Origin of the sequence: Kribbella jejuensis (genome assembly GCF_006715085.1) — a bacterium.
Lineage (GTDB): Bacteria > Actinomycetota > Actinomycetes > Propionibacteriales > Kribbellaceae > Kribbella > Kribbella jejuensis.
Map to the genome: position 1 here is coordinate 2,601,661 of NZ_VFMM01000001.1, position 19,891 is coordinate 2,621,551.

Sequence of the window (19,891 nt, forward strand, 5' to 3'; positions counted from 1 at the left end):
GTCATGGCCGATGGACCACGAGCCAGGACCTAGCAGCCGCAGGACCGGCGGCGGATCAGCTCGGTCGGGAGGGTCAGCGCCTCGACCGAGTCCTCTCCTTCGATCAGCCGGCGAACGGCCTCTTGGGCCAGCTCCTCGACCGGCTGCCGTACGACGGTCAGCGGCGGCCACGTGTACTCCGTTTCCGGCGTACCGTCGAAGGCCACGAGCGCGATGTCGCCGGGCACGTCGACGCCCGCCTCGTGCAGGGCACGCAGTACGCCGATGGCCTGCAGGTCGGAGCTGACGAAGATCGCGGTCGGCTCGTCATGGAGCATCGTCTGCCCGGCCCGGTACCCGCCTTCACGGGAGAATTCCACGCGGGCGATCGGCCCTTCCGGCAGCGCGGCCAGCGCCAGCGCTTCCCGCCAGCCGTGCTCACGTTCGGGGTGACCGGCGCCGCCGATCACCAGGCCGATCCGCCGATGGCCGTGCGCGATCAGGTGCTCGACGCCGAGCCGCGCGCCCTCGCGGTACGCCGGGCGCACCGAGCTGACCTTCGGCAGCAAGCGGTTGATCGCGATCACCGGCACCTCGACATCGGCCAGCTGTGGATCGTCGGTCGGGGCGACCAGGATCAGGCCGCTGACCTGGCGGTGCAGCAGCTCGGCGATCTTGGCGTTCTCGGTCTCCGGATCGCCGTCCGCGCTGGTCTGGAGTACGACGTAGCCGCGGGCGGCGGCCTCACGGTCGATCGCCTTCGCGAGTTCCGCGAACAGCGGACTGCCGCCATCCGGCGTGATCAAGCCGAAGGTCCGGGTGGTCCCCATCCGGAGCGCGCGGGCGGTCGCGTTCGGCCGGTAGCCGAGCGCACGGATCGCCTGCAGCACCTTCTCGCGGGTCTCCGGCGCGACCTTGCGCGGGCCCCCGTTCACGACGTAGCTGACCACGGCGGTACTGACGCCGGCGTACTGCGCGACGTCGTTCCGGGTGACCGGTTCCTTCGGCATGCAGTGATGGTACGACGGTTGACCGGGTCGGAAAGCGGTTGCTACCGTGCAATCTACACGAGTAGATCTACACGAGTAGAAGGAGCCGCCCGTGCCCAGACGCTACGCAGTCGCCGGAACCGGATCGCGCGCGCAGTCGTACATCCGCGCCATCCTCATCGAGCACCCCGAAGAGGCCGAGCTCGTCGCTCTGCTCGACCCGAACCCGGGCCGGCTCGCGTTCCACCAGGCCAAGCTGGCGGAGCTCGGCGGTCCGGAGCTCCCGCAGTACGGCGCGGACGACCTGGAGCGGATGGTCAAGGAGCGGTCCGTCGACCGCGTGGTCGTGACCAGCCCCGACTACACCCATGCCTCGGTCGTCTCGCGGCTGCTCCGGGCCGGCGCGGACGTGATCGTCGAGAAACCGTTGACGATCGACGCCGCCGGTACCCGCCAGATCGTCGACGCGATGAACGAGTCGGGCAAGTCCGTCGTCGTCACGTTCAACTACCGGTACTCACCGCGGAACAGCGCCCTCCGCCAGGTGATCCAGGACGGCGAGATCGGCCAGGTCACCAGCGTCGAGTTCCAGTGGGTGCTCGACACCCGGCACGGCGCGGACTACTTCCGCCGCTGGCACCGTGAGAAGAAGAACTCCGGCGGCTTGCTGATCCACAAGGCGTCGCACCACTTCGACCTGGTGAACTGGTGGATCGCCTCCCAGCCGACTCGCGTGTTCGCGTCCGGCGGCCTGTCGTTCTACGGCTCCGAGAACGCGGCCGCCCGCGGCATGGGCGAACGCCCCGCGCGCGGCACGATCGATGGGTCGGCCAACGACCCGTGGATGCTCGACCTGCGCACCGACGACACGAACCGCCAGCTGTACTACGAGGCGGAGAAGTACGACGGGTACCTGCGCGACCAGGACGTGTTCGCGCCGGGCATCACGATCGAGGACAACATGTCGGTGATCGCGGAGTACGCGAACGGCGCCCGGCTGAGCTACTCGCTGAACGCGCACTCGCCGTGGGAGGGCTACCGCGTCTCGGTCAACGGCACGCTCGGTCGCGCCGAGCTCGAGGTGGTGGAGCGGGCCGCCGTCGTTGACGACCAGATCGACCCGAGCTACCCGTCGGACCGGGTGATCGCGGGTGACGTCCGTACCAATGGTGAGCGGCTCGTGCTGCAGAAGCACTGGGCGACCGCGGTCGAGGTCGAGATCCCGCGCGGCGAAGGCGGTCACGGCGGCGGCGACAAGTTGCTGTACGACGATCTGTTCGTTGGCGCAGGCAACGATCCGCTGGGACGGGCCGCCGACGTGCACGACGGGGTACGGGCGGTCGCGGTCGGGATCGCCGCGAATCATTCACTCGCGACCGGTCAGCCGGTCGTCGTCGCCGACCTGGATCTCGGCGGCTGGACCACGGCGTAGTCCGGTCTCGTCCAGGATCTGCTGGACAGTCGCGTCAAGCGAGCTCGTCTCGTCAATGACAGTCTCGCGTGGCTGGTCCAGCAGATCCTTCGAGCGGTACCAAGCGGCCATGTCCTCGGCTGTGAACGCGGTCGCCTTGTCACGAGTCCCATGCCGGCGCACGGTTTCCTCGAACGGGATGTCCAGGTAGTAGAAGTGCCCGCCGTACTCGCGGTGCAGTCGTGCGAGCATCCCGCCGTACCGCACGGTCGGCAGGATCCCTTCGATGACAGTGTGAAACCCACGGCCCAACGCATGTCTGGCCATCAACCCGATGAGCTCGATATTCGCCCCGTCGAGCTCATCCAGCTCCTGAAACACCGTCCGCCGCACGTAGTCCTGCTCGATGTACGCGATGCCACGTCCGTACAGTGCACGGATCGCTTCCACCACGGAAGTTTTACCGGACCCGGAGTTGCCACGGACAACTATCAACCGCGCCGTCACGATCGCAGATGCTTGCTGACGTCGCCGACCAGCCGGATGTTGACGTTGCGCTCCGTCCAGCGCCAACTACCGTCGCGTCGTTCGAATCGGTCGCGGTAGCGGCCGGCGGCGATGATCCGCGGTACGTCGCCGGGCACGGCTTGGAGCACAGTCACGTACGAGCGTGCTGACGCCGCGTCCTTGCCATCGGCCTCGATTGCGACGTTGGTCGTGAGGTGCTGCGTGCGGGGCGTACCGTCCGGATAGACGATCAGTGTCTCGCGGAACCACTGCTCGATCTCGGCCCGCCCGTGCAGCGGCGCACCACTTCCGCGATACGTCGCATCCGCCAGCAGCTCCGCGACGCCACCGAAATCACCGTCGTCCACAAGCTCGGCGTACCGCAGGATGAGATTCCTGATCACCTGAACGTCGACCGGATCGATGAGCGTCACGTGATGCGACTCTACCGGCGCCTACGTCGCATCCCGCGCCGCGCGTTGGCGGCGGAACCAAATCAGTAGGGCGATGCACGGTATGACGAGGCCGCCGATGCCCAGGACGAAGAAGTCCCACTCCTGGCCGATCCGGTCGGTCAGCCAGGCGAAGTTCTGGCCGAAGAAGCCGGTCACGAACGTCAGCGGGAGGAACACGGTCGCGAGGATCGTGAGCCGCTCGATCGTCGCGTTCTGCCGGACGCTGACCTTCGTCTGCTCGACCCCGATCACCGCCATGTTCGCCTCGAGAACCGTCGCGAGCAGGTCACGTTGCGCGGCGACCTCCTCGTTCACCAGGACCAGGTGGTCGTGGACGTCGCGGAAGTACGGCAGTAGCGGGGTCTCGCGGGCGTCGCGTTCCAGGGTCGCGAGCACGGCGAGCAGCGGATGTACGGCGCGGTAGAAGTCGGTCACCTCGCGGCGCAGGAAGTAGATCCGCTCCGTCGGCGCGACCGCGCCGGCGAACACCGTCCGCTCGACCTCCTCGATGTCGCGCTCGAGCTCCGCGACGACCGGTCCGTACCCGTCGACGACCTGGTCGAGGATGGCCCACAGGACGGAACTCGTACCGCCCTCGAGGAGCTCCGGGCGCTGCTCGAGCCGGATCCGGGCCCCGTGCAGGTCGCTCGCCACGCCTTGGCGGACGGTGATCACGAACGACGGCCCGAGGAACACGCTGACCTCGCCGAAGTCGACCTCCTCGCGCTCGTCGTCGTACCGGGAGGTGCGCAGGATGACCAGGCGGATGTCGCCCTCGTACGGTTCGACCTTGGGGCGGAGGTGGAACGTCTGCGCGTCCTCGACGGCCAGTTCGTGCAGGCCGAAACTGTCTCTGACCTCGGTGAGTTCCGCGGACGTGGGCTCGTACATGCCCAACCAGACGAACCCGCCGGCCCGGCAACTCGCGGCGGCGTCCCGGACCGACATCGCCTCGACGTGCTGGCGGCGGCCGTCCCGGTAGTAAGCGCAGTCGATGATCATGGTGACCTCCTCTCCTGATCGTCGTCTTTCCGGCGGGTGCGGCAACAGGGTCCGGCCGGGAAAGCAGGAGTGAACTTCGGTTCCGGTCCGCGTGACCTCTCAAGTTCCTGAGAAGTGCTGGTTGGGTTCCTGGTGTGGGTCGCGTGCGTCGACAAGGATGAGGGCATGGGACTACCAGTCGTGTTGATGCCAGGACCGATGAACGCAGCCGTTGCCGCCGGGTTGGACGGTCACTGCGAGTTGATCCGGTTGTGGGAGGAGCCCGACCCCGACGCCGTACTCGCGGGCCGCCGGGACGAGATCGTCGCCGTCGCCACGGGCGGTACGACGATCGACGGGCCGTGGCTGGACCGCCTCCCCGCCGTACGGCTGGTCGCCAGCTTCGGCGTCGGGTACGACCGCATCGACGCCAAGGCCGCCGCCGAACGCGGCGTCATCGTCACGAACACACCGGGCGTCCTCGACGACGAGGTCGCCGACACCGCACTGGGTCTGCTGCTGATGACGGTCCGCGAGCTCGGCCAGGCCGAGCGGTACCTCCGCGCCGGCAAGTGGGCGGACGGCACGCCGTACCCGTTGACGCGCGCAACGATGCACGGCCGCCGAATGGGCATTCTCGGCCTGGGCCGCATCGGCCAGGCGATCGCCGACCGGGTCGAGCCGTTCGGCATCACCGTCGCGTACCACAACCGCAGCCCGAAGGACCTGCCGTACCGCTACTACCCGACCCTGCTCGAAATGGCCGCGGACGTCGACACCCTGATGATCGTCATCCCCGGAGGCCCCACCACCCGCCACCTCGTCAACGCCGAAGTTCTCAAGGCCCTGGGCCCCGACGGCATCCTCATCAACGTAGCCCGCGGCACGGTCGTCGACGAACAAGCCCTCGTCGATGCCTTACGTACCAACACCATCCAAGCCGCCGGCCTCGACGTCTTCGAACACGAACCCAACGTCCACCCCGACCTCCTCACCCTCCCCAACACCGTCCTCCTCCCCCACGTAGGCAGCGCCACCCAACCCACCCGAACCGCCATGGCCAACCTGGTAGTCCAAAACCTCACCCACTACCTGACAAGAGGCACCCCACTAACCCCCGTCCCCGAATCCACCCACCTCCTGAAGTAGCCGACAAGCAGCTCCCTTGCGCGCCCCGACCTGGTCAGAGCGGTTGGATGTAGTCCGGGGCGGGGTCGGTGGGGAAACGGACCGTCTTGATGGTGGTGGCGCCAGATAGCCAGGCCTTGGCTATCCGGTGGCCGCCATCCATGAGGCGGCCGTCGGCGGAGAGGATTACTGGGTAGCGGAGGTCGGCCTTGTGGATTCGGGCGGCGTGTTCGGCCACCATGCGGCAGGTCACGGGGCGGCCGCCGAACCAGCAGTCCTGGTCGAACTCTTGGATGCTGTCGATCGGCACGGACTCGACCGGCAGACCTTCTGACAACTTCCAGAGCCGTTCGGTCAGGTAGAAGGCGCGCCCGCCGGGCACGGGACGTGAATGTCGTTCAGGCATCTCGCCATCATGAACCGTTGCGGGTCGGCTCGGCAGGGGGTTTCCTCGGATGGTCGAGGGAGCTGGGATGGCGGGTTGGGAGAGTTTGCGGGTGGATCTGCTTCGGTACCTGGAGGAGGCGCCGGGCGCGCTCGTCGTACTCCCCAATCCGCACACGGTGCGTCGGTACGAGCGACGGTTCCGGATCGAGCTTGCCGCGTGGGCGACCGACATCGCGGCAGACCTGTACGCGAAGTACGGCGAGCTCGTGGAGTTGCGTGTTGGGGCGCTGAGCTTCCCGGGCAAGGAACTGTTCGTGCGCGAGCGGTCCCAACGGCTACGAGGTGAACCAGCCGAAGCCGTCGGACTCACCGCAGAACCCCTACAGCAGTTGACGATCCGCTCTGGTCACCACGCCCAGCAGGACGTCCTGGTGACGAATCAGGCCGCGCACGAACAGGTGCTCCTCACCGCAGGTGACCTGAGGTCGGTGGTAACCAACGCCTCGGGCCGGGAAGTCGGCTGCTACGTCGGCCCGCACAACCTGCCGCGAATCGGGTTCCCGATCGACCCGCATCAGTCGCGGCCTGTGCCCGTCCTCATCGGCACAGCATCCCTCGTTCCCGACCTGGGGTATGCCGTCCCGCCCGGACGGTGGGCGCTCCGGATCAGTTTGCAGACCGAAGCCGGGTTCTACCTTTCGGCGCCGCTCGAGCTCACCATCACCCCCTGATCGTCAGGGTGTTCTCCTCGGAGAGGTGGGAGTGCTTGGCGGGGTTGCGGATTGCGTAGAGGGCGGTGATTTTGCCGTCTTCCACGTGGAGGACGGTGACTGTGTCGACCTCCTCGGTGAAGCGGAGGATCAGGGCTGGTTGGCCATTGATCTGGGTTTCCTGGAGGGTGCCCTGGGCCAGGTGGTCGACGGCCAGCGCGAGGATGCGAGCCACCTTCTCGGCGCCGACCACCGGGCGCGGGAGAGCCTGGACGACACCGCCCCCGTCGCCGAGGAAAACGACGTCAGGGGCGAGGATGTCGACCAGGCCCTGGAGATCGCCGGTGTTCACAGCTCGTTTGAAGGCGTCCAAGGCGTCCCGGGTTTCGTCCTGGGAGACGGGCCCGCGCGGCCGGCGGGCCGCTACGTGGGAGCGGGCTCGGTGAGCGATCTGCCGTACGGCGTCCGGCTTCTTCCCGACGGCTTCGGCGATCTCGTCGTACTCGAGACCGAAAACCTCGCGGAGTACGAAGACCGCGCGTTCCGTCGGCCTCAGCGTTTCCAGTACGAGGAGCATCGCCATCGACACGCTCTCGGCCAGCTCGACGTCCTCGGCCACGTCCGGCGCAGTGAGGAGCGGCTCCGGAAGCCACGGTCCGACGTACGACTCCTTGCGGCGGCCGAGGGTACGGAGGCGTTGGAGGGCCTGCCGGCTGGCGATCCGGACCAGGTACGCGCGCTGGTCCAGCACCGTGTCGAGGTCGACGCCGACCCAGCGCAGCCAGGTCTCCTGCAGAACGTCCTCGGCGTCCGCGGCCGAGCCGAGCAGCTCGTACGCGACCGTGAACAGGAGGTTGCGGTGGGCAACAAAAGCCTCGGTGGCTCGATCGGTCATTCGACGGCTCCTCAGTCGACGTATGTCACCCACTGGATGCCGGCCGCGCCGCTCCCGTGACAACCCGTCGAGTATGACGCTCGTCACGTCACACGCGGCGCCCCGCGGGCATCTCGTGGTCGTCCAGTACATCCCACGAGTGAGGACGACGACGATGGAACCCCGGATCGACGTGATGCAGAACGAGTTCGGCACCAAGCTGGCGAAGCGGATGTACGCCGTACACGCGCTGGTCCAGCCCGCCCTGCCGCATTCGACCCAGAACCTGGTGATGCTGCGGGCCAGCCAGATCAACGGCTGCGGGAACTGCATCGACATCCATGCGAAGGAGGCGGCCGCCGAGGGCGAGACCGCGACGCGGCTGAACCTGGTCGCGGGTTGGCGGCACTCGACGGTGTTCACCGAGGAGGAGCAGGCCGCGCTGGCACTCACCGAGGAGGCGACCCGGCTCGCCGACGCGTCCGAGGGCGTGTCCGACGAGACCTGGGCACGCGCCGCGAAGTACTACGACGAGAACCAGCTGATCGCGCTGGTGACGCTCATCGCGATGATCAACGCCACCAACCGGATGGCCGTGACACTCAACCAACTCGGTGGCTCCTACGAGCCGGGCCTGATGGAAGCCGTGGTGAGCAACTAGAGGTCCCAGATGCGTCCGGAGGTCCAGGCGTACTCCCACGCCTGGATGTCCGGCGGCTCGAGACCGAGGCCGGTGAGGATCGCGCAGACCTGTTCGCGGTGGTGGTTGGCGTGGTTGATCGCCTGCGCGATGAAGATGCCGACCCGGGTGCCGCGGGTGTCGTTGTCGACGATGATGACGCGTTCGGTGTCGATCGGCTGGGTCAGGAAGTACTCCCAGAGGGCGCCGGCCTCGGCGTTCCAGCCGGCCAGGGTTTCCAGGTCGGCCGCCGGCTCGCTGTCGACGTACGGCAGCGGCCGGTCGGCGATCCGGCGCAGGTAGCTGCCGTCACAGCGGACGATGTGGTCGAGGGTCGCGAGGATGCCGCCGTACGTACCGACGCCGGTGACGTCGAGTTGGTCCGCGGTCAGCTTCTGGGCGCGGCAGAACTCGATCAGGCTGCCGGTCGCCCAGTTGTTGTGCCGGATGGGGTCGAAGAGCAGGTCGTTGAGGCCCATACCGGCCAAGCTTGCCGCGTACCACTCCCCGGGGACAGCGGATTTCCCCGGGGAGGTACGCCGTCAGCCCGCGATGTTCACCATCCAATTGACGCCGAACTTGTCGGTCACCATGCCGAACTCGTCGCCCCACATCTGCTTCTCCAGCGGGACCGTGACCTTGCCGCCGTCGGACAGCTTCTCGTAATACCCACGGAGCTCTTCGCCGTCGCCGCTGAGGCTGATCGAGATGTTGTCGCCCGGGTTGTACGGCATGCCCTGTGGCGTGTCGGATGCCATCAGCGTGAACCCGCTCGGCGTCTCGAGCTGGCTGTGCATCAGCAGCTCGTCGTCCTCCGGCCCGTGGCCCGAGCCGAACTCCTTGAACGTGCTGGACGTCAGCTCGCCGCCGAAGACCCCCTGGTAGAACTCCATCGCCGCCCGGGCTTCGGCCTGGAACTGGATGTACGGATTGAGCCGGGATGCCATCGAATTGTCCTTCCCCCAACTGGCCGAGCCCTCTGGTCCGGCGCCCATGTTCCGCACAGTAGACCCGGCCACCGACAGTCCGCGAGACCCCGCCGGCCGCCACCTCGTTAAGGTCTGCGCATGATCCTGCGACACATCACGATCGATGCCGCGAAGCCATACGAGCTGGCGCAGTTCTGGAGTACCGTGACCGGCTGGCCGCTAGGGGACGGCGACCAGCCGGGCGACGACGAGGTACTCGTCCAGGCGCCGGCCCCGGTGCCCGGGCTGCTGTTCATCGCCGTACCGGAGGGCAAGGCGGTGAAGAACCGCGTGCATCTGGACTGGGGCCCGACCGAGCGGACGCGGGACGAGGAGGTCGAGCGGATCCTGTCACTCGGCGGCACGGTGCACGAGGACCACCGGCGCCCGGACGGCCGCGGCTGGGTCACCATGAAGGATCCCGAAGGCAACGAGTTCTGCGTCGAACTGAGCCAGGCGGAGATCGATGGCTGAGTCCTCGCCACACATAGTGGTCGACCGCCCACGTGACGTCGTCGGCTGTCTCCTGGCGAAGGGTTTTGGAAGGCGATCCATTCCGGCCTAGCCGAAAACCTACCCATTCCTTGATTGCTCGGGGATGCTGGTGGAGTGAAGTGGTGGTGGCGGAGGAAGAAGCGCGCTGCTGAGGAGGGGCAACCTGGGCGGCGGAGCCCTCGGCGGGACGAGGTCAAGGATCTCCGGGCCCAGCTGACCAGTCAGGGGTACACGCTGAAACACTGAACACCGGACGGCTGCGGGACGGCGTCAGGTTCACGGGGGTAGACAGTCATGGGGGACACGGGGGCATCGCTGCAGGCCGGTGTAGCAGAACGACGAAGGGCGGGGAGCGCTGCGGTGATGCGGCAGGTCGAGACGACCAAGGTGTCCGCGGTCCGGGCCTTCTTCGGATCGCTGCTCGCCATGGTCGTCACCCTGGTGCTCCTCGGCGGCCTCGGCGGTCTCTTCGTCGTACTCGAACCGCAGACGACGAGCGCCGACACGCTGGTCGGCGGGACGTCGTACAGCGTGCCGACCACCGGAGCCGGCCTGTACGGATCCGGCACGCTCGGACCGTGGCAGAACCTGATGCACCGGATCTCCCCTGAGGACCAGATCCGCGACACCCTGATGTTCGACGGTGTCTTCATGTTCGGCGACAGCATCGCCGTCCAGGACAGCTCCGGACTCGAACGGCTGATCACGAGCCGCACCGGCGACTCGATCGCGGTCCACGACTGGTCCGGGCAGCCGACCTCCGCGGCCGTCGCCGCGCTCGAGGACTGGTCGCGTAGTTACGGTCTGCCGAACCGGATCGTGATGGCCGTCGGTACGAACGACATCTTCAACCCGCCCGCTTTCGCCGCACAGGTGGATCGGGCGATGCGGATCGCCGGCCCGAACCGGACGGTGTACTGGGTGGACGTCTACGCGAGTCGCAGCAAGCAGCCGGCCGCGGTCCGCGAGGCCGATCTCGCGAACAGCGCCTGGATCAACCAGCAGCTCGACGAGGCCGCGTCGCGGTACCCGAACCTCAAGATCATCAGGTGGTCCGAGTTCCTCACCGCACAGCCCGGCGGCCCGCAGCAGTACCTGCGGGACGGCGTACACACCAGCGAGCCGCTCGGCAGCTCCGCCCGCAACGAGCTGATCGTCGACGCCCTCTCGGGTCGCTAGCCGCCGCGGATCTACACGTGTAACGGACGTCCGGAACGGCCTGATTCTGCGGGCGATCCGGCACGGCTGACGTCTGCCCGAACGGGCAATCGGAACCGGAATCGGGGACCCGAAGCAACCTTTCCTGCCGTTCGCGACATCTATAGGGCAGAGGAACCAATCCGATCTCGGGGGACCCGCAGGCAGCTCGGCGTACTTGATGCCGAGAGCAACGTTCCACGCCGCGCGATCCGAGGTACACCGCCAAGCACCTGATGCTGCCCGGGAACCGGTCTGCGGTTATTCAGGTATAGGCCAGAACTGGGGGAACGATGGCCGCGAGACATCTGCGCAGCACCAGGACGACCGTACGGCTCACGATCGCGATGCTCGCGAGTGCCGCCGTACTGGCCGTGGTCCTGGTCGTTCCCTGGGGCGGGTCCGAGCCGGAAGCGGCGCCGGACCCGACGATGAGCCAGCCGCCCGAGCCGCCCACCCCGCCACCGGCGCCCGCGCGGCGCGACGTCTACACGTGTCCGGCGTACAGCGGGATCGACCGCGACAACCCGCTCGCCAACCTGTACAAGGACACCTACACCTGGGGCACGACGCCGCCGACCAAGGTCGGGGACGGCAATGGCGACATCAACTGGCGGCTGAACCCGGACAAGAACCCGAGCTGGTACATGTGGCTGCACTCGCTGCGGTGGCTCGGGCAAGGAATCGCCGCCGGCGGGCGGGGTGACCGGGCCGCGCTGCAACGGGTCAGCACGATCGCGCGCGACTGGGTCAAGGACAACCCGTACTCGTGGAAGTCCGACGTCGGCGCCTATGAGTCGACAATGCACCGCACCAACGTGCTGATCTGCCTGCGGCAGGCCGTTCTGTCGGGGCTACACGTGGGGCAGCTGCCGCTCACGTACGCCTGGCTCGACAAGGCACTGCTCGACCACGCGTGGTTCCTGCAGAAGAACTACAGCGGCGACTGGAACCACGGTACGGACGAGAGCCTCGCGCTGTTCGGCATCGGCTGCACGCTGCTGCGGCCCGACCTGAAGAAGATCGCCAGCGACCGGTTGACCAGCGCGATCAAGACTTCGATCGACACTCAAGGGTCGACGAACGAGCAGTCGACCGGGTACGCGCAGTTCAACTACGCGCTCTGGGGACGCGCCATCGACGTACTGCGCAAGTGCGGCGCCGATCCCGGTACGACGATCACCGCGCGCCGGCGGGAACTCGCGAAGTGGCTCGCGCTGGCCACCAACTCGCTCGGGAACCTCCCGCAGCTAGGCGACTCCGAGGTGATCAAGACGGTGCCGGTGCCCGGAACGGTGCTCGAGTACGCCGGTACGCTCGGCGCGCGCGGGATCCGGCCGACGCAGCGGATCGGGATCTTCAACGCCGGGTACATCTTCGGGCGAACCGGCTGGGGCGAGACGCGGCCGTTCACGCAGGAGTCGACGTACAGCATCCGGTTCGGACCGTCGCAGAAGCTGCACGGGCACAACGACCACACCTCCGTCACGTACACGTCGCGCGGACGCGACATCCTGATCGACGGCGGGCACGCCGGGTACAAGGTCGACGACTGGCGGTTCTGGGCGAAGAGCCAGTTCGCGCACAACGAAATGGTCGTGCAGTCCGCGACCGGGCACCCGGAGACGAAGCTGGTGCGGTCGACGATCAAGCCGACGTCGGAGTTCTACGAACTGCACGACTCGCCCGGGCCGGGGATCGACCGGACACGCGACGTGCTGGTGCTGAAGGATCCGGATCTGATGGTGGTGCTGGATCGCGGCACGTCGGCGTCCGAGCAGGACTACTCGGCGCTGTGGCATCTGCCCGCCGACCAGAAGGTGGTTGTCAGCGGCAACGATCGGGCCGTGGCGACGAAGCCTGGCGACACGGTGAAGACCACGCTGCTGCAGGTTCCTTACCAGCAGGAGGCGACGCCGATCGAGGTGACGTCCGGTCAGCAGGACCCGATCCAGGGCTGGCACTACCGCACGATCAACGACAAGAAGGCCGCGCCGGTGGTGAAGTTCAACCGGCCGGGCCAGGAAGCGAAGATCCTGTCGGTGATCGCGCCGACCCGCGCGAACGCGGCCGTCTCGTACACGACGTCGTGGCAGGGTTCGGAGATGCTGCTCAACCTCAAGGTCGACGGCGCGGTCACGACGATCGCCGTCAGCACGGACGGCACCCTGCAGCGCATCAAGTAGCCGGGCCCCCAGCGGCTCGCGGTCGGGGTCGGCCTGGTCAGGTGGTCTTGGGGCCTGTCGGTTTCCAGTCTCGGGGCGGGTCTTCGCCTACCCGGCCGTCGACTGCCTCGCGGAGCAGGTCGGCGTGGCCGGTGTGGCGCCCGTACTCCTCGATCAGGTCGAACACCAGGCGGCGTAGGCTCGCGTGCTGCCCGTTCGGCCAGGCGATGTCGGCCGGCTGGTCGAGCCCACCGTCCGCGATCGCCGCCGCGAGCGTCTCGCGCGATCGAGCGACCGCGCCGTCCCACAACGCGTACAACTCCTCGGGCGTGTTGTCGGCCGCCGACGTGAACTCCCAGTCGTTGTCGTCCCGCCAGCCGTTCTCCAACCACGGCCCACCCATCGGCTTCCCGCGGAACTTCACGTCGAACAGGTAGTCCTCGTTCGCCGCAAGGTGCTTGAGCAGCCCGCCGAGGGTGATCGAGGAGGCGCCGATCCGGGTGTTCAACCCATCCGCGTCCAACTCGTCCACCTTGTACCGGAACGTGGTCCGCAACCGGTCCAGCGTCCCGACCACATGCCCGACCTCATCCCCCGCCAGCGGCGGCTCCCACCACGGAGAAACCCACTCACCATCGTTCATACCCCGCACCGTAAACCCGATTCCGGACACTCCCCTTCCGGAACTCCCTCGACATACGGTCTGGGGATGCAGGGGTACGCGGGCGTGATGGCGTGGTACGACGGCAAGCTGGCGCTGGTGTGGGAGCGCTACGAGGCCTGGGACACGCAGTACTGGAACCTCCCGAGCGGCGCCATCGAACCCGGAGAAACTCCCCCGGCCGCCGCAGTCCGGGAGCTGCGCGAGGAGTCAGGCCTGCGAGCGGACCCCGCAGAACTCAGGCTGCTCTGGACAACCCAGACCCAGGTCGACGGACGGCCCACCTCGCGCTCGTGGAACTACGCAACCCAGGTAACGGACCCCACCTTCGCCGTGAACGACCCCGACGACTCGGTGCTGGACGTCCGCTGGTTCACCCCGGCCGACGCGCTCCGAGCCCTCGAACAGCTGCCGTACCCACCCATCGCGGTACCCGCCGTCCACTACCTGACAACCACCGAACTCGGCCGCGAGTGGACCTTCACCCAGGTCGCAGGCAACTGGACCTCCTAGGCAGCCATCTCCGTCCTGATGTTTCCAGTACTGGCCGGTCCCTGGCGCCCGTTCACAGTGAGCGCCGTACGACGATGTTGCGTTTGGCGGTGGTGCGGTTTTCTGCGTATGGGGTGAAGCCCGCCGCGAGGAACGTGCTGAGGACGCCGCGGCCGGGGTCGCCTGGCAGCGTCTTTACCGGGTACGCCTCGATGATGCGGGCGCCGGCGTTCGCGGCGTAGTCGACGGCGGCCTCGATCATCGGCAGCGTCAGGCCCTGGCCGCGGTATCCGGTCTTCACGAACAGGCAGTTGATTGCCCAGATCGACGTGTCGTCCGGGTCGTCGATCGGCAGTGTTCGCGAGTGCATGATCGCGTAGTACTCGGGTCTTGGCGCGACGGCGCACCAAGCGGCCGGGTGGTCCTCGACGTACCCGATCAGGCCGACCCGATCGCCCGCCTGGACGAGTTCGTGGAGCGCGGCGCGGTTCTCGGCGTTGCCGTTCTTGGCGACGGTCGTGGCGGGGAGGCGGCGTGCCATGCACCAGCAGCCGCGCGTGCCGCCGCTGGGGCCGAAGAGTTCGAGCAGGTCATCCCACCGGGCGTGGTCAGCTACACGTGTAACCAGCGGCATTCACGCATTCAAGCAGGTCGTGCGGACACAATGGGTTCGAGATTTCTCGAGCCGGCCTGTCGGATCGGGGGTGCGGCGTTCGTTGCAGTGGTGAGTGGCGGTCCGAGGAAGGCTGCCAGGACAAGGAGTGATGAGATGCCGCGGTACCTGATCTCGTTCGAGAACGGCGCGATGGACCACATCCTCGAGGAGGACATCGCCGACGTCGGCAAGGCCGCGCACGCGGTCTGCCAGGAGGCGAAGGACGCCGGAGTGTTCCGGTTCGCGGGCGGTTTTCAGTACGCGAACGGCGACGTCGAGCACGCCGTCGTCGGCACAGACGGTGTCGTCATGGACGGGCCGTACCCGGAGAGCAAGGAACTCATCGGCGGCGTTCTGATCGTCGACGTACCGACGCGTGACGACGCACTGTTCTGGGCCGGCAAGATCGCCGCCGCCTGCCGCTGCCCGCAGGACGTCCGCAAGTTCATGGACGACCCCGACCTGGTCGAATGAGCCGTCTACACGTGTAGCTCAGCAGGATCCCAGGCGCGAGTAGAGATCTCGCAGCAGGCAGATCTCGGCGCCGTGGTGGACGAGTTCCACGTTCGTGTAGAGGACGAGGCGGACCATGGGTGCGTCGGCGAAGGCGGGGGGCCAGCCTTGGGGACGGAGCAGGCCTTCCTCGCCTAGGCGACGTACACCGTGGATCCAGGCGGCGAACTGGTCGTCGAGCTGTTCCAGCGCTTGGTCGGCGGTTCCGGCGAACTCGAAGGTGTCGTAGTCCGCCTCGGGCGCGCCGAACCGTCGCGCGGCGCCCTGCGCCAGACCAACCGTCAGGTGGGCGAGACGCCAGGCGATGGTCGTGACCGGCTCCGGGTCGTGGTCGTCGCCGTAGTCCCAGGTGAACTCGCCGGACCCGAACGACTGCCGCGCCGAACTCTGCCCGCGCCGGCTGACCGTCCAGCATCCTTCGACGGGCTCCCAGAAGTACTCGTCGTCGGACAGCCCGTCGAGCCGCGGCCGAAGCCGAGTACGCCAGTGGGTCTCGATCTGCTCGACCACCTCAGCATTCCAGTCCATCCGCCGGATGCTAACCGCCCCAAGGGCTACCGTTGCCGACCATGAAGAGCGAGCTCGAGCACGTCCCCTGGCCGCCCGACCCGATCAAAACCGACCGCCTCGAACTGCGGCAGACCGAACCACGGGACCGTACGGCGATGATCGAGCTGCTCGCTTCGCCTGAGGTCGGGAGGTACCTCGGCGGAGCGCAGTCCCGTGACGCGCTGGAGCGGGATCTGCCGGAGATACCGGGGCGCCGCGCCGGCGTATTCGCCGTCGAACTCGACGGGGACTTCATCGGCACCGTCACCCTCGACCAGCGCGACCCCGACGACCAGGTGCGACCCGACCTCGCGCAGGTGGAACTCGGCTACCTATTCTTGCCGTCCTCCTGGGGCCACGGCTACGCCGCTGAGGCCTGCTCCGCCGCCCTCAACTGGTTCACCTCAGCCCGCCCCGGCGAACCGGTGGTCCTCGTGACCCAAACCGCCAACGCCCCATCGCTGGCCCTCGCCCAAAAGCTGCACTTCACCGAAGCCGCGCACTACGAGGCCTGGGGCGCCACTCAATGGCTCGGCGTGTGGACACCGCCGCAGAGCGCATGAGCGACGACGTCCACTTCACCGCGACGATGCCGACGAAGCGGATCGCGGCCGACTGCCTGTTCACGGACCGGGCGGGGCGGTTGCTCGTACTCGAGCCGCCGTACAAGCCGACCTGGGATCTGCCCGGCGGGATCGTCGAGCGAGACGAGTCGCCGCGGGACGCCGCTCGGCGGGAAGTACGCGAGGAGATCGGTCTACACGTGGAGACGGGTGAGTTGCTCGTCGTCGACTGGATCCCGCGGACCGGCGATTTCACCGAGATCGTCGCGTTCCTGTTCGACGGCGGCGTACTCACCGACGACGACATCCGGCAGATCGTGCTCCAGGAGTCGGAGGTTGTCAGCTTCAGATTCGTCGGCCTCGACGAGGCGGAGCAACTGCTCGACCGCGGGCAGTTCACCCGGGTCAAAGCCGGGTTCGCAAGACGCCGAACAGGTGCGCTCTACCTGGAGAACGGCGACTACGCGCCACCGGACTCGTCGCCGATGCAACCGAAGGTCACGCCAACCTGATGCACCGGAATTCGGACCGAGGGTTCTCGATGTCTGCAAGGGAACCTTGGTAACGAATGGACAATTCTGACAACAAACTGAGAGTCTCAGCGCGTCTATAGATCGAGACCGTGGAACCTTCAAAGGATCGCCGGACACAACAGGGGTAAGGAACCGACCTTGGGAGACGCCTGTCCCAATACCGGTCTAGTCCTTATGTGTCAAGTCTGAACATACTGGGGGAACGACCACTGTGGATGGGAACACCGCCAACCGCGACGGGATGCCCGCGCGGCTGAACGCCGACGTACGGCTGCTCGTCGGGCCGGCCAACTTCGCGGGCCAGGGGACCCGGTGGGCGCGCGCGTTCGAGCACCGGGTACCGACCGCGAAGGCGACCTCGTTCGCCTTCTTCCGAGGGGTGCTCGACTACCCGGTCGACTACGGCGTACCGGCGCGGACGTACCGGCGGAACCACCGGTGGCGCCTGAACTTCTACAACCACGTCGTACGCAACTACACGCATGTTCTCCTCGAAGCGGCGCGGCCCCTCTTCGGTCCGTTGCACGGGCCGGACGGATCGTTCGAGATCCCGCACCTGCTCACCAAGGGCCTGCAGGTGGGGCTGATCGCCCACGGTTCCGACGTACGGATCCCGAGCCGGCACGCCGAGAGCGAACCGTGGTCGCCGTTCCCCGACCTCGACGACGAGACCGTCGAGCTACTCGAACGGAACGCCACTCGAGCGGTCGAGCTGTTCACGTCGTACCCCGGTTCTGTATACGTATCCACACCCGACCTCCTCGAGTACGTACCGAACGCGACCTGGTGCCCCGTGATCGTCGACGTCGACACCTGGCGCAGCGACGCCCCGGTCCTCGAACACGACAAGCCGGTCGTCGCGCACGCTCCGAGCAAGTCCGCGATGAAGGGCTCCGAGCTGATCGACCCGATCATGCGGCGCCTGGCCGAGCAGGGCCTGATCACGTACCGCCGCGTCGAGGGCGTCGATCCGGGGGACATGCCGGCCGTGTACCGGGACGCCGACATCGTGCTCGACCAGTTCCGGATCGGCAGCTACGGCGTCGCCGCGTGCGAGGCGATGGCCGCGGGCCGGATCGTGGTCGGCCACATCGCGCAGCACGTCCGCGACCGCGTCGCCGCCGAGACCGGCCTCGAGCTGCCGATGGTGGACGCGACGCCCGACACCCTCGAGCAGGTCCTCCGTGAGCTGATCGCGAACCGGGCGCGCGGCCGCGAGATCGCCGCGCGCGGACCGGCGTACGTCGAGAAGGTGCACAACGGCCGCTGGTCCGCCGACGCGCTGGCGAGCTTCGTCGAACAGCCGAAGCCGGTACCGGCGAACTGGAAGCCGTCGTGGATCCGCCCGAAGGTCGTGATGATGGCCGGCAACGACATCGTCAGCGACGCCCGCGTCCTCAAGTACGCGCAGACCGTCGCGAACTGGGACCTCGACGTCACCTGCATCGGCATCCCCGGCCGCCGGCTCCGGGGCGTCCGCCAGTTCGGCAAGGTCCAGGTGCTGTGCCCGACGATCCCGTCGAAGGTGCTCGTGACGGGCTGGCGCAAGCGGCTCGCCAACGTGAAGGCGAACCTTAATCCGTGGTTCCGGACCGAGGCCGAATACATGCTCGCCTACGGCCGCTGGCAGTACGCGAGCCGTGAGCTGCGCGCGGAACGTGGCCGCGACCGCCGCGACCGCGATCGCGGCGATCGGACCGGTGCCAAGAAGCGATCGCTCCGCGAGCGTATGCAACGGGCGATCCGTTGGCGCTCCCTACGACTTCACCGTGCCATCCTCAACGCTCGCGCGTACTTCGCCCGCCGTGCCGCGCAAACGGAAGCCGCTGATCTGGGGATCGGAAGACGCCGCGAACGCATGCTCGCTCTGTACCGGCACCTGCCGTCGGGGCGCTGGCGCCGGGTGATGCCCGAGCTCGTCGACCAGGAACTGACGCTCGGCCCGCTGCTTGACCGTCTGTTGATCGAGGTCATCCACGTCCACGACGTGTTCATGCTCGGGATCGCGGCCCGCGCCGCGCACCGGGCGGCCCTCGACGGGCGGACGATCAAGATCATCTACGACGCCCACGAGTACATCCCCGGCGTACCGGTGGTGGCTCCGCGCCGGGTCGCGGCGTACACCGATCTCGAACGTGAGTTCATCGGCGACGCGGACCGCGTCATCACGGTGTCCGAACCGTTGGCGCGCTGGCTGCAACGCGACCACAAGCTGGCGGCACTGCCCGATGTGGTCCTCAATGCGCCGGTCGAGCCGCCGACGGATGCCAACGTCAAGCATCTACACGAGTTGCTACGCCTGCAGGAGGACGTACCACTGCTCGTGTACGGCGGTGGCGTCAACCGGGCGCGTGGGGTCGGTACGGTCGTCGAGGCCATGCCGCAGTTGCCCGACGTACATCTCGCGATCGTCGCGCGCGAGAACTCCGTCACCGCGGAGTTGCTCGCGCGTGCCGCCGAACTGGGCGTGGGCAACCGGGTGCATCTGGCGCCGTTCGTGAACGCCGAGGTCGTACCGCTGTACCTGCGCTCCGCGAGCATCGGACTCAGCCCGCTGCTGCACGCGCCGAACCACGATATCGCGGTGACGAACAAGTTCTGCGAGTACATCGCGGCGGGCCTGCCGATCATCACCAGCGACACCCCGGCGCAGGCTGACCTGGTCAACGAGCTCGACCTCGGCGCGGTGTACCCGGCCGGCGACGTCGACGGATTCGTCCGAGCGGTACGCACGGTGCTCGCGGACCGCGACCGGATCGCCAAGCGGATCGCGTCCGACCCCGAACTACTGCACCGGTTCTCGTGGGCCGCGCAGGCCGAGGTCATCCGGTCCGTGTACGCCGACGTGATGGGCGAACTGCCCGCCGCTGCCTGGGCTCCGGACGCGACCGTCGTACGGCGGCTGCTGCCGGACGCGCCGGAGCCGCCCGAGACCGGGTGGCACGCCTTCCGGAGGAAAAACCCCAGGGCACAGGCGTCCTGACCTGGGACAATCGCCGG

Annotated in this window: 23 protein-coding genes; 12 read left to right on the forward strand and 11 right to left on the reverse strand. The window is 67.7% G+C overall.

Annotation, left to right across the window (positions count from 1 at the left end; all coding sequences use genetic code 11):
- Positions 1 to 29: 29 nt before the first annotated feature.
- Positions 30 to 989, reverse strand: a complete 960-nt coding sequence (locus FB475_RS12745; protein ID WP_141855673.1) for a LacI family DNA-binding transcriptional regulator — start codon at positions 987 to 989, stop codon at positions 30 to 32.
- A 91-nt stretch (positions 990 to 1,080) separates the two neighbouring features.
- On the opposite strand from FB475_RS12745, the gene FB475_RS12750 reads away from it, so the two are divergent.
- Positions 1,081 to 2,400, forward strand: coding sequence for a Gfo/Idh/MocA family protein (locus FB475_RS12750; protein ID WP_141855675.1), 1,320 nt, complete (start codon positions 1,081 to 1,083; stop codon positions 2,398 to 2,400).
- Here FB475_RS12750 and FB475_RS12755 read toward each other — a convergent pair.
- The 3 genes from FB475_RS12755 to FB475_RS12765 are packed head-to-tail and all read right to left on the reverse strand — an operon-like array spanning position 2,335 to position 4,343.
- Positions 2,335 to 2,886 carry an AAA family ATPase gene (locus tag FB475_RS12755; RefSeq protein WP_337678203.1) on the reverse strand — a complete coding sequence of 184 codons (552 nt, stop codon included), beginning with the start codon at positions 2,884 to 2,886 and terminating at the stop codon, positions 2,335 to 2,337. The two genes, FB475_RS12750 and FB475_RS12755, sit on opposite strands and share 66 nt — an antisense overlap.
- Positions 2,883 to 3,320, reverse strand: a complete 438-nt coding sequence (locus tag FB475_RS12760; protein WP_141855677.1) for a nuclear transport factor 2 family protein — start codon at positions 3,318 to 3,320, stop codon at positions 2,883 to 2,885. The genes FB475_RS12755 and FB475_RS12760 overlap by 4 nt, the downstream gene beginning before the upstream one ends.
- A 21-nt stretch (positions 3,321 to 3,341) precedes the next feature.
- Positions 3,342 to 4,343 carry a magnesium and cobalt transport protein CorA gene (locus tag FB475_RS12765; RefSeq protein WP_141855679.1) on the reverse strand — a complete coding sequence of 334 codons (1,002 nt, stop codon included), beginning with the start codon at positions 4,341 to 4,343 and terminating at the stop codon, positions 3,342 to 3,344.
- A gap of 165 nt (positions 4,344 to 4,508) precedes the next feature.
- Between FB475_RS12765 and FB475_RS12770 the strand changes: the two genes are divergently transcribed.
- Complete coding sequence (locus FB475_RS12770; RefSeq protein ID WP_141855682.1) at positions 4,509 to 5,471, forward strand: 2-hydroxyacid dehydrogenase; 963 nt, start codon at positions 4,509 to 4,511, stop codon at positions 5,469 to 5,471.
- A gap of 34 nt (positions 5,472 to 5,505) precedes the next feature.
- On the opposite strand, the gene FB475_RS12775 is transcribed toward FB475_RS12770, so the two are convergent.
- Positions 5,506 to 5,856, reverse strand: coding sequence for a hypothetical protein (locus tag FB475_RS12775; protein ID WP_141855684.1), 351 nt, complete (start codon positions 5,854 to 5,856; stop codon positions 5,506 to 5,508).
- A 91-nt stretch (positions 5,857 to 5,947) separates the two neighbouring features.
- On the opposite strand from FB475_RS12775, the gene FB475_RS12780 reads away from it, so the two are divergent.
- A complete protein-coding gene (locus FB475_RS12780; RefSeq protein WP_141855686.1) occupies positions 5,948 to 6,568 on the forward strand; it encodes a hypothetical protein in 621 nt (206 codons plus the stop codon).
- On the opposite strand, the gene FB475_RS12785 is transcribed toward FB475_RS12780, so the two are convergent.
- Entirely contained in the window at positions 6,558 to 7,442 is an 885-nt protein-coding gene (locus tag FB475_RS12785) for an RNA polymerase sigma-70 factor (protein ID WP_141855688.1), read from the reverse strand. The two genes, FB475_RS12780 and FB475_RS12785, sit on opposite strands and share 11 nt — an antisense overlap.
- A gap of 73 nt (positions 7,443 to 7,515) precedes the next feature.
- Between FB475_RS12785 and FB475_RS12790 the strand changes: the two genes are divergently transcribed.
- A complete protein-coding gene (locus FB475_RS12790; RefSeq protein ID WP_337678204.1) occupies positions 7,516 to 8,082 on the forward strand; it encodes a carboxymuconolactone decarboxylase family protein in 567 nt (188 codons plus the stop codon).
- Here the strand turns inward: FB475_RS12790 and FB475_RS12795 are convergent.
- Positions 8,079 to 8,579: a DinB family protein gene (locus tag FB475_RS12795; protein ID WP_141855690.1), complete on the reverse strand. Its 501-nt coding sequence runs from the start codon at positions 8,577 to 8,579 to the stop codon at positions 8,079 to 8,081. The two genes, FB475_RS12790 and FB475_RS12795, sit on opposite strands and share 4 nt — an antisense overlap.
- Before the next feature lie 63 nt (positions 8,580 to 8,642).
- Positions 8,643 to 9,047 carry a VOC family protein gene (locus tag FB475_RS12800; protein ID WP_141855691.1) on the reverse strand — a complete coding sequence of 135 codons (405 nt, stop codon included), beginning with the start codon at positions 9,045 to 9,047 and terminating at the stop codon, positions 8,643 to 8,645.
- 120 nt (positions 9,048 to 9,167) lie between these two features.
- On the opposite strand from FB475_RS12800, the gene FB475_RS12805 reads away from it, so the two are divergent.
- From FB475_RS12805 to FB475_RS12815, 3 genes are all read left to right on the forward strand, one after another.
- Positions 9,168 to 9,542 carry a VOC family protein gene (locus tag FB475_RS12805; RefSeq protein ID WP_141855692.1) on the forward strand — a complete coding sequence of 125 codons (375 nt, stop codon included), beginning with the start codon at positions 9,168 to 9,170 and terminating at the stop codon, positions 9,540 to 9,542.
- Between the two features lie 384 nt (positions 9,543 to 9,926).
- Positions 9,927 to 10,742, forward strand: coding sequence for an SGNH/GDSL hydrolase family protein (locus FB475_RS12810; protein WP_238332117.1), 816 nt, complete (start codon positions 9,927 to 9,929; stop codon positions 10,740 to 10,742).
- A 311-nt stretch (positions 10,743 to 11,053) separates the two neighbouring features.
- Positions 11,054 to 12,946 carry a heparinase II/III domain-containing protein gene (locus tag FB475_RS12815; RefSeq protein ID WP_141855693.1) on the forward strand — a complete coding sequence of 631 codons (1,893 nt, stop codon included), beginning with the start codon at positions 11,054 to 11,056 and terminating at the stop codon, positions 12,944 to 12,946.
- Between the two features lie 37 nt (positions 12,947 to 12,983).
- Here the strand turns inward: FB475_RS12815 and FB475_RS12820 are convergent, their stop codons facing one another.
- Positions 12,984 to 13,568, reverse strand: coding sequence for a mycothiol transferase (locus FB475_RS12820; RefSeq protein WP_141855695.1), 585 nt, complete (start codon positions 13,566 to 13,568; stop codon positions 12,984 to 12,986).
- Between the two features lie 66 nt (positions 13,569 to 13,634).
- On the opposite strand from FB475_RS12820, the gene FB475_RS12825 reads away from it, so the two are divergent.
- Entirely contained in the window at positions 13,635 to 14,099 is a 465-nt protein-coding gene (locus FB475_RS12825) for an NUDIX hydrolase (RefSeq protein ID WP_202878316.1), read from the forward strand.
- 52 nt (positions 14,100 to 14,151) lie between these two features.
- Here FB475_RS12825 and FB475_RS12830 read toward each other — a convergent pair whose 3' ends face one another.
- Positions 14,152 to 14,619, reverse strand: coding sequence for a GNAT family N-acetyltransferase (locus FB475_RS12830; protein ID WP_185759233.1), 468 nt, complete (start codon positions 14,617 to 14,619; stop codon positions 14,152 to 14,154).
- 228 nt (positions 14,620 to 14,847) lie between these two features.
- Between FB475_RS12830 and FB475_RS12835 the strand changes: the two genes are divergently transcribed.
- Positions 14,848 to 15,207 carry a YciI family protein gene (locus tag FB475_RS12835; protein ID WP_141855701.1) on the forward strand — a complete coding sequence of 120 codons (360 nt, stop codon included), beginning with the start codon at positions 14,848 to 14,850 and terminating at the stop codon, positions 15,205 to 15,207.
- Between the two features lie 18 nt (positions 15,208 to 15,225).
- Here FB475_RS12835 and FB475_RS12840 read toward each other — a convergent pair whose 3' ends face one another.
- Positions 15,226 to 15,774: a DinB family protein gene (locus tag FB475_RS12840; protein ID WP_141855703.1), complete on the reverse strand. Its 549-nt coding sequence runs from the start codon at positions 15,772 to 15,774 to the stop codon at positions 15,226 to 15,228.
- 41 nt (positions 15,775 to 15,815) lie between these two features.
- On the opposite strand from FB475_RS12840, the gene FB475_RS12845 reads away from it, so the two are divergent.
- The 3 genes from FB475_RS12845 (at position 15,816) to FB475_RS12855 (ending at position 19,874) form a co-directional block, all read left to right on the forward strand.
- The gene (locus FB475_RS12845) at positions 15,816 to 16,358 is read left to right on the forward strand and encodes a GNAT family N-acetyltransferase (RefSeq protein WP_141855705.1); all 543 of its coding nucleotides are present in this window, start codon (positions 15,816 to 15,818) and stop codon (positions 16,356 to 16,358) included.
- The gene (locus FB475_RS12850; RefSeq protein WP_202878317.1) at positions 16,355 to 16,870 is read left to right on the forward strand and encodes an NUDIX domain-containing protein; all 516 of its coding nucleotides are present in this window, start codon (positions 16,355 to 16,357) and stop codon (positions 16,868 to 16,870) included. Before FB475_RS12845 ends, FB475_RS12850 begins: the two co-directional genes overlap by 4 nt.
- 232 nt (positions 16,871 to 17,102) lie before the next feature.
- Positions 17,103 to 19,874, forward strand: coding sequence for a glycosyltransferase (locus FB475_RS12855; RefSeq protein WP_141855707.1), 2,772 nt, complete (start codon positions 17,103 to 17,105; stop codon positions 19,872 to 19,874).
- Positions 19,875 to 19,891 lie beyond the last annotated feature (17 nt).

What these genes read in the sequence shown, in the direction of transcription:
- FB475_RS12795 (WP_141855690.1), bottom strand. Translation starts at nt 8,579, where the DNA reads ATGGGCCTCAACGACCTGCTCTTCGACCCCATCCGGCACAACAACTGG.
- FB475_RS12775 (WP_141855684.1), bottom strand. Translation starts at nt 5,856, where the DNA reads ATGCCTGAACGACATTCACGTCCCGTGCCCGGCGGGCGCGCCTTCTAC.
- FB475_RS12745 (WP_141855673.1), bottom strand. Translation starts at nt 989, where the DNA reads ATGCCGAAGGAACCGGTCACCCGGAACGACGTCGCGCAGTACGCCGGC.
- FB475_RS12845 (WP_141855705.1), top strand. Translation starts at nt 15,816, where the DNA reads ATGAAGAGCGAGCTCGAGCACGTCCCCTGGCCGCCCGACCCGATCAAA.
- FB475_RS12770 (WP_141855682.1), top strand. Translation starts at nt 4,509, where the DNA reads ATGGGACTACCAGTCGTGTTGATGCCAGGACCGATGAACGCAGCCGTT.
- FB475_RS12800 (WP_141855691.1), bottom strand. Translation starts at nt 9,047, where the DNA reads ATGGCATCCCGGCTCAATCCGTACATCCAGTTCCAGGCCGAAGCCCGG.
- FB475_RS12840 (WP_141855703.1), bottom strand. Translation starts at nt 15,774, where the DNA reads ATGGACTGGAATGCTGAGGTGGTCGAGCAGATCGAGACCCACTGGCGT.
- FB475_RS12810 (WP_238332117.1), top strand. Translation starts at nt 9,927, where the DNA reads ATGCGGCAGGTCGAGACGACCAAGGTGTCCGCGGTCCGGGCCTTCTTC.
- FB475_RS12835 (WP_141855701.1), top strand. Translation starts at nt 14,848, where the DNA reads ATGCCGCGGTACCTGATCTCGTTCGAGAACGGCGCGATGGACCACATC.
- FB475_RS12825 (WP_202878316.1), top strand. Translation starts at nt 13,635, where the DNA reads ATGCAGGGGTACGCGGGCGTGATGGCGTGGTACGACGGCAAGCTGGCG.
- FB475_RS12765 (WP_141855679.1), bottom strand. Translation starts at nt 4,343, where the DNA reads ATGATCATCGACTGCGCTTACTACCGGGACGGCCGCCGCCAGCACGTC.
- FB475_RS12820 (WP_141855695.1), bottom strand. Translation starts at nt 13,568, where the DNA reads ATGAACGATGGTGAGTGGGTTTCTCCGTGGTGGGAGCCGCCGCTGGCG.
- FB475_RS12790 (WP_337678204.1), top strand. Translation starts at nt 7,516, where the DNA reads ATGACGCTCGTCACGTCACACGCGGCGCCCCGCGGGCATCTCGTGGTC.
- FB475_RS12805 (WP_141855692.1), top strand. Translation starts at nt 9,168, where the DNA reads ATGATCCTGCGACACATCACGATCGATGCCGCGAAGCCATACGAGCTG.
- FB475_RS12815 (WP_141855693.1), top strand. Translation starts at nt 11,054, where the DNA reads ATGGCCGCGAGACATCTGCGCAGCACCAGGACGACCGTACGGCTCACG.
- FB475_RS12850 (WP_202878317.1), top strand. Translation starts at nt 16,355, where the DNA reads ATGAGCGACGACGTCCACTTCACCGCGACGATGCCGACGAAGCGGATC.
- FB475_RS12785 (WP_141855688.1), bottom strand. Translation starts at nt 7,442, where the DNA reads ATGACCGATCGAGCCACCGAGGCTTTTGTTGCCCACCGCAACCTCCTG.
- FB475_RS12830 (WP_185759233.1), bottom strand. Translation starts at nt 14,619, where the DNA reads ATGGCACGCCGCCTCCCCGCCACGACCGTCGCCAAGAACGGCAACGCC.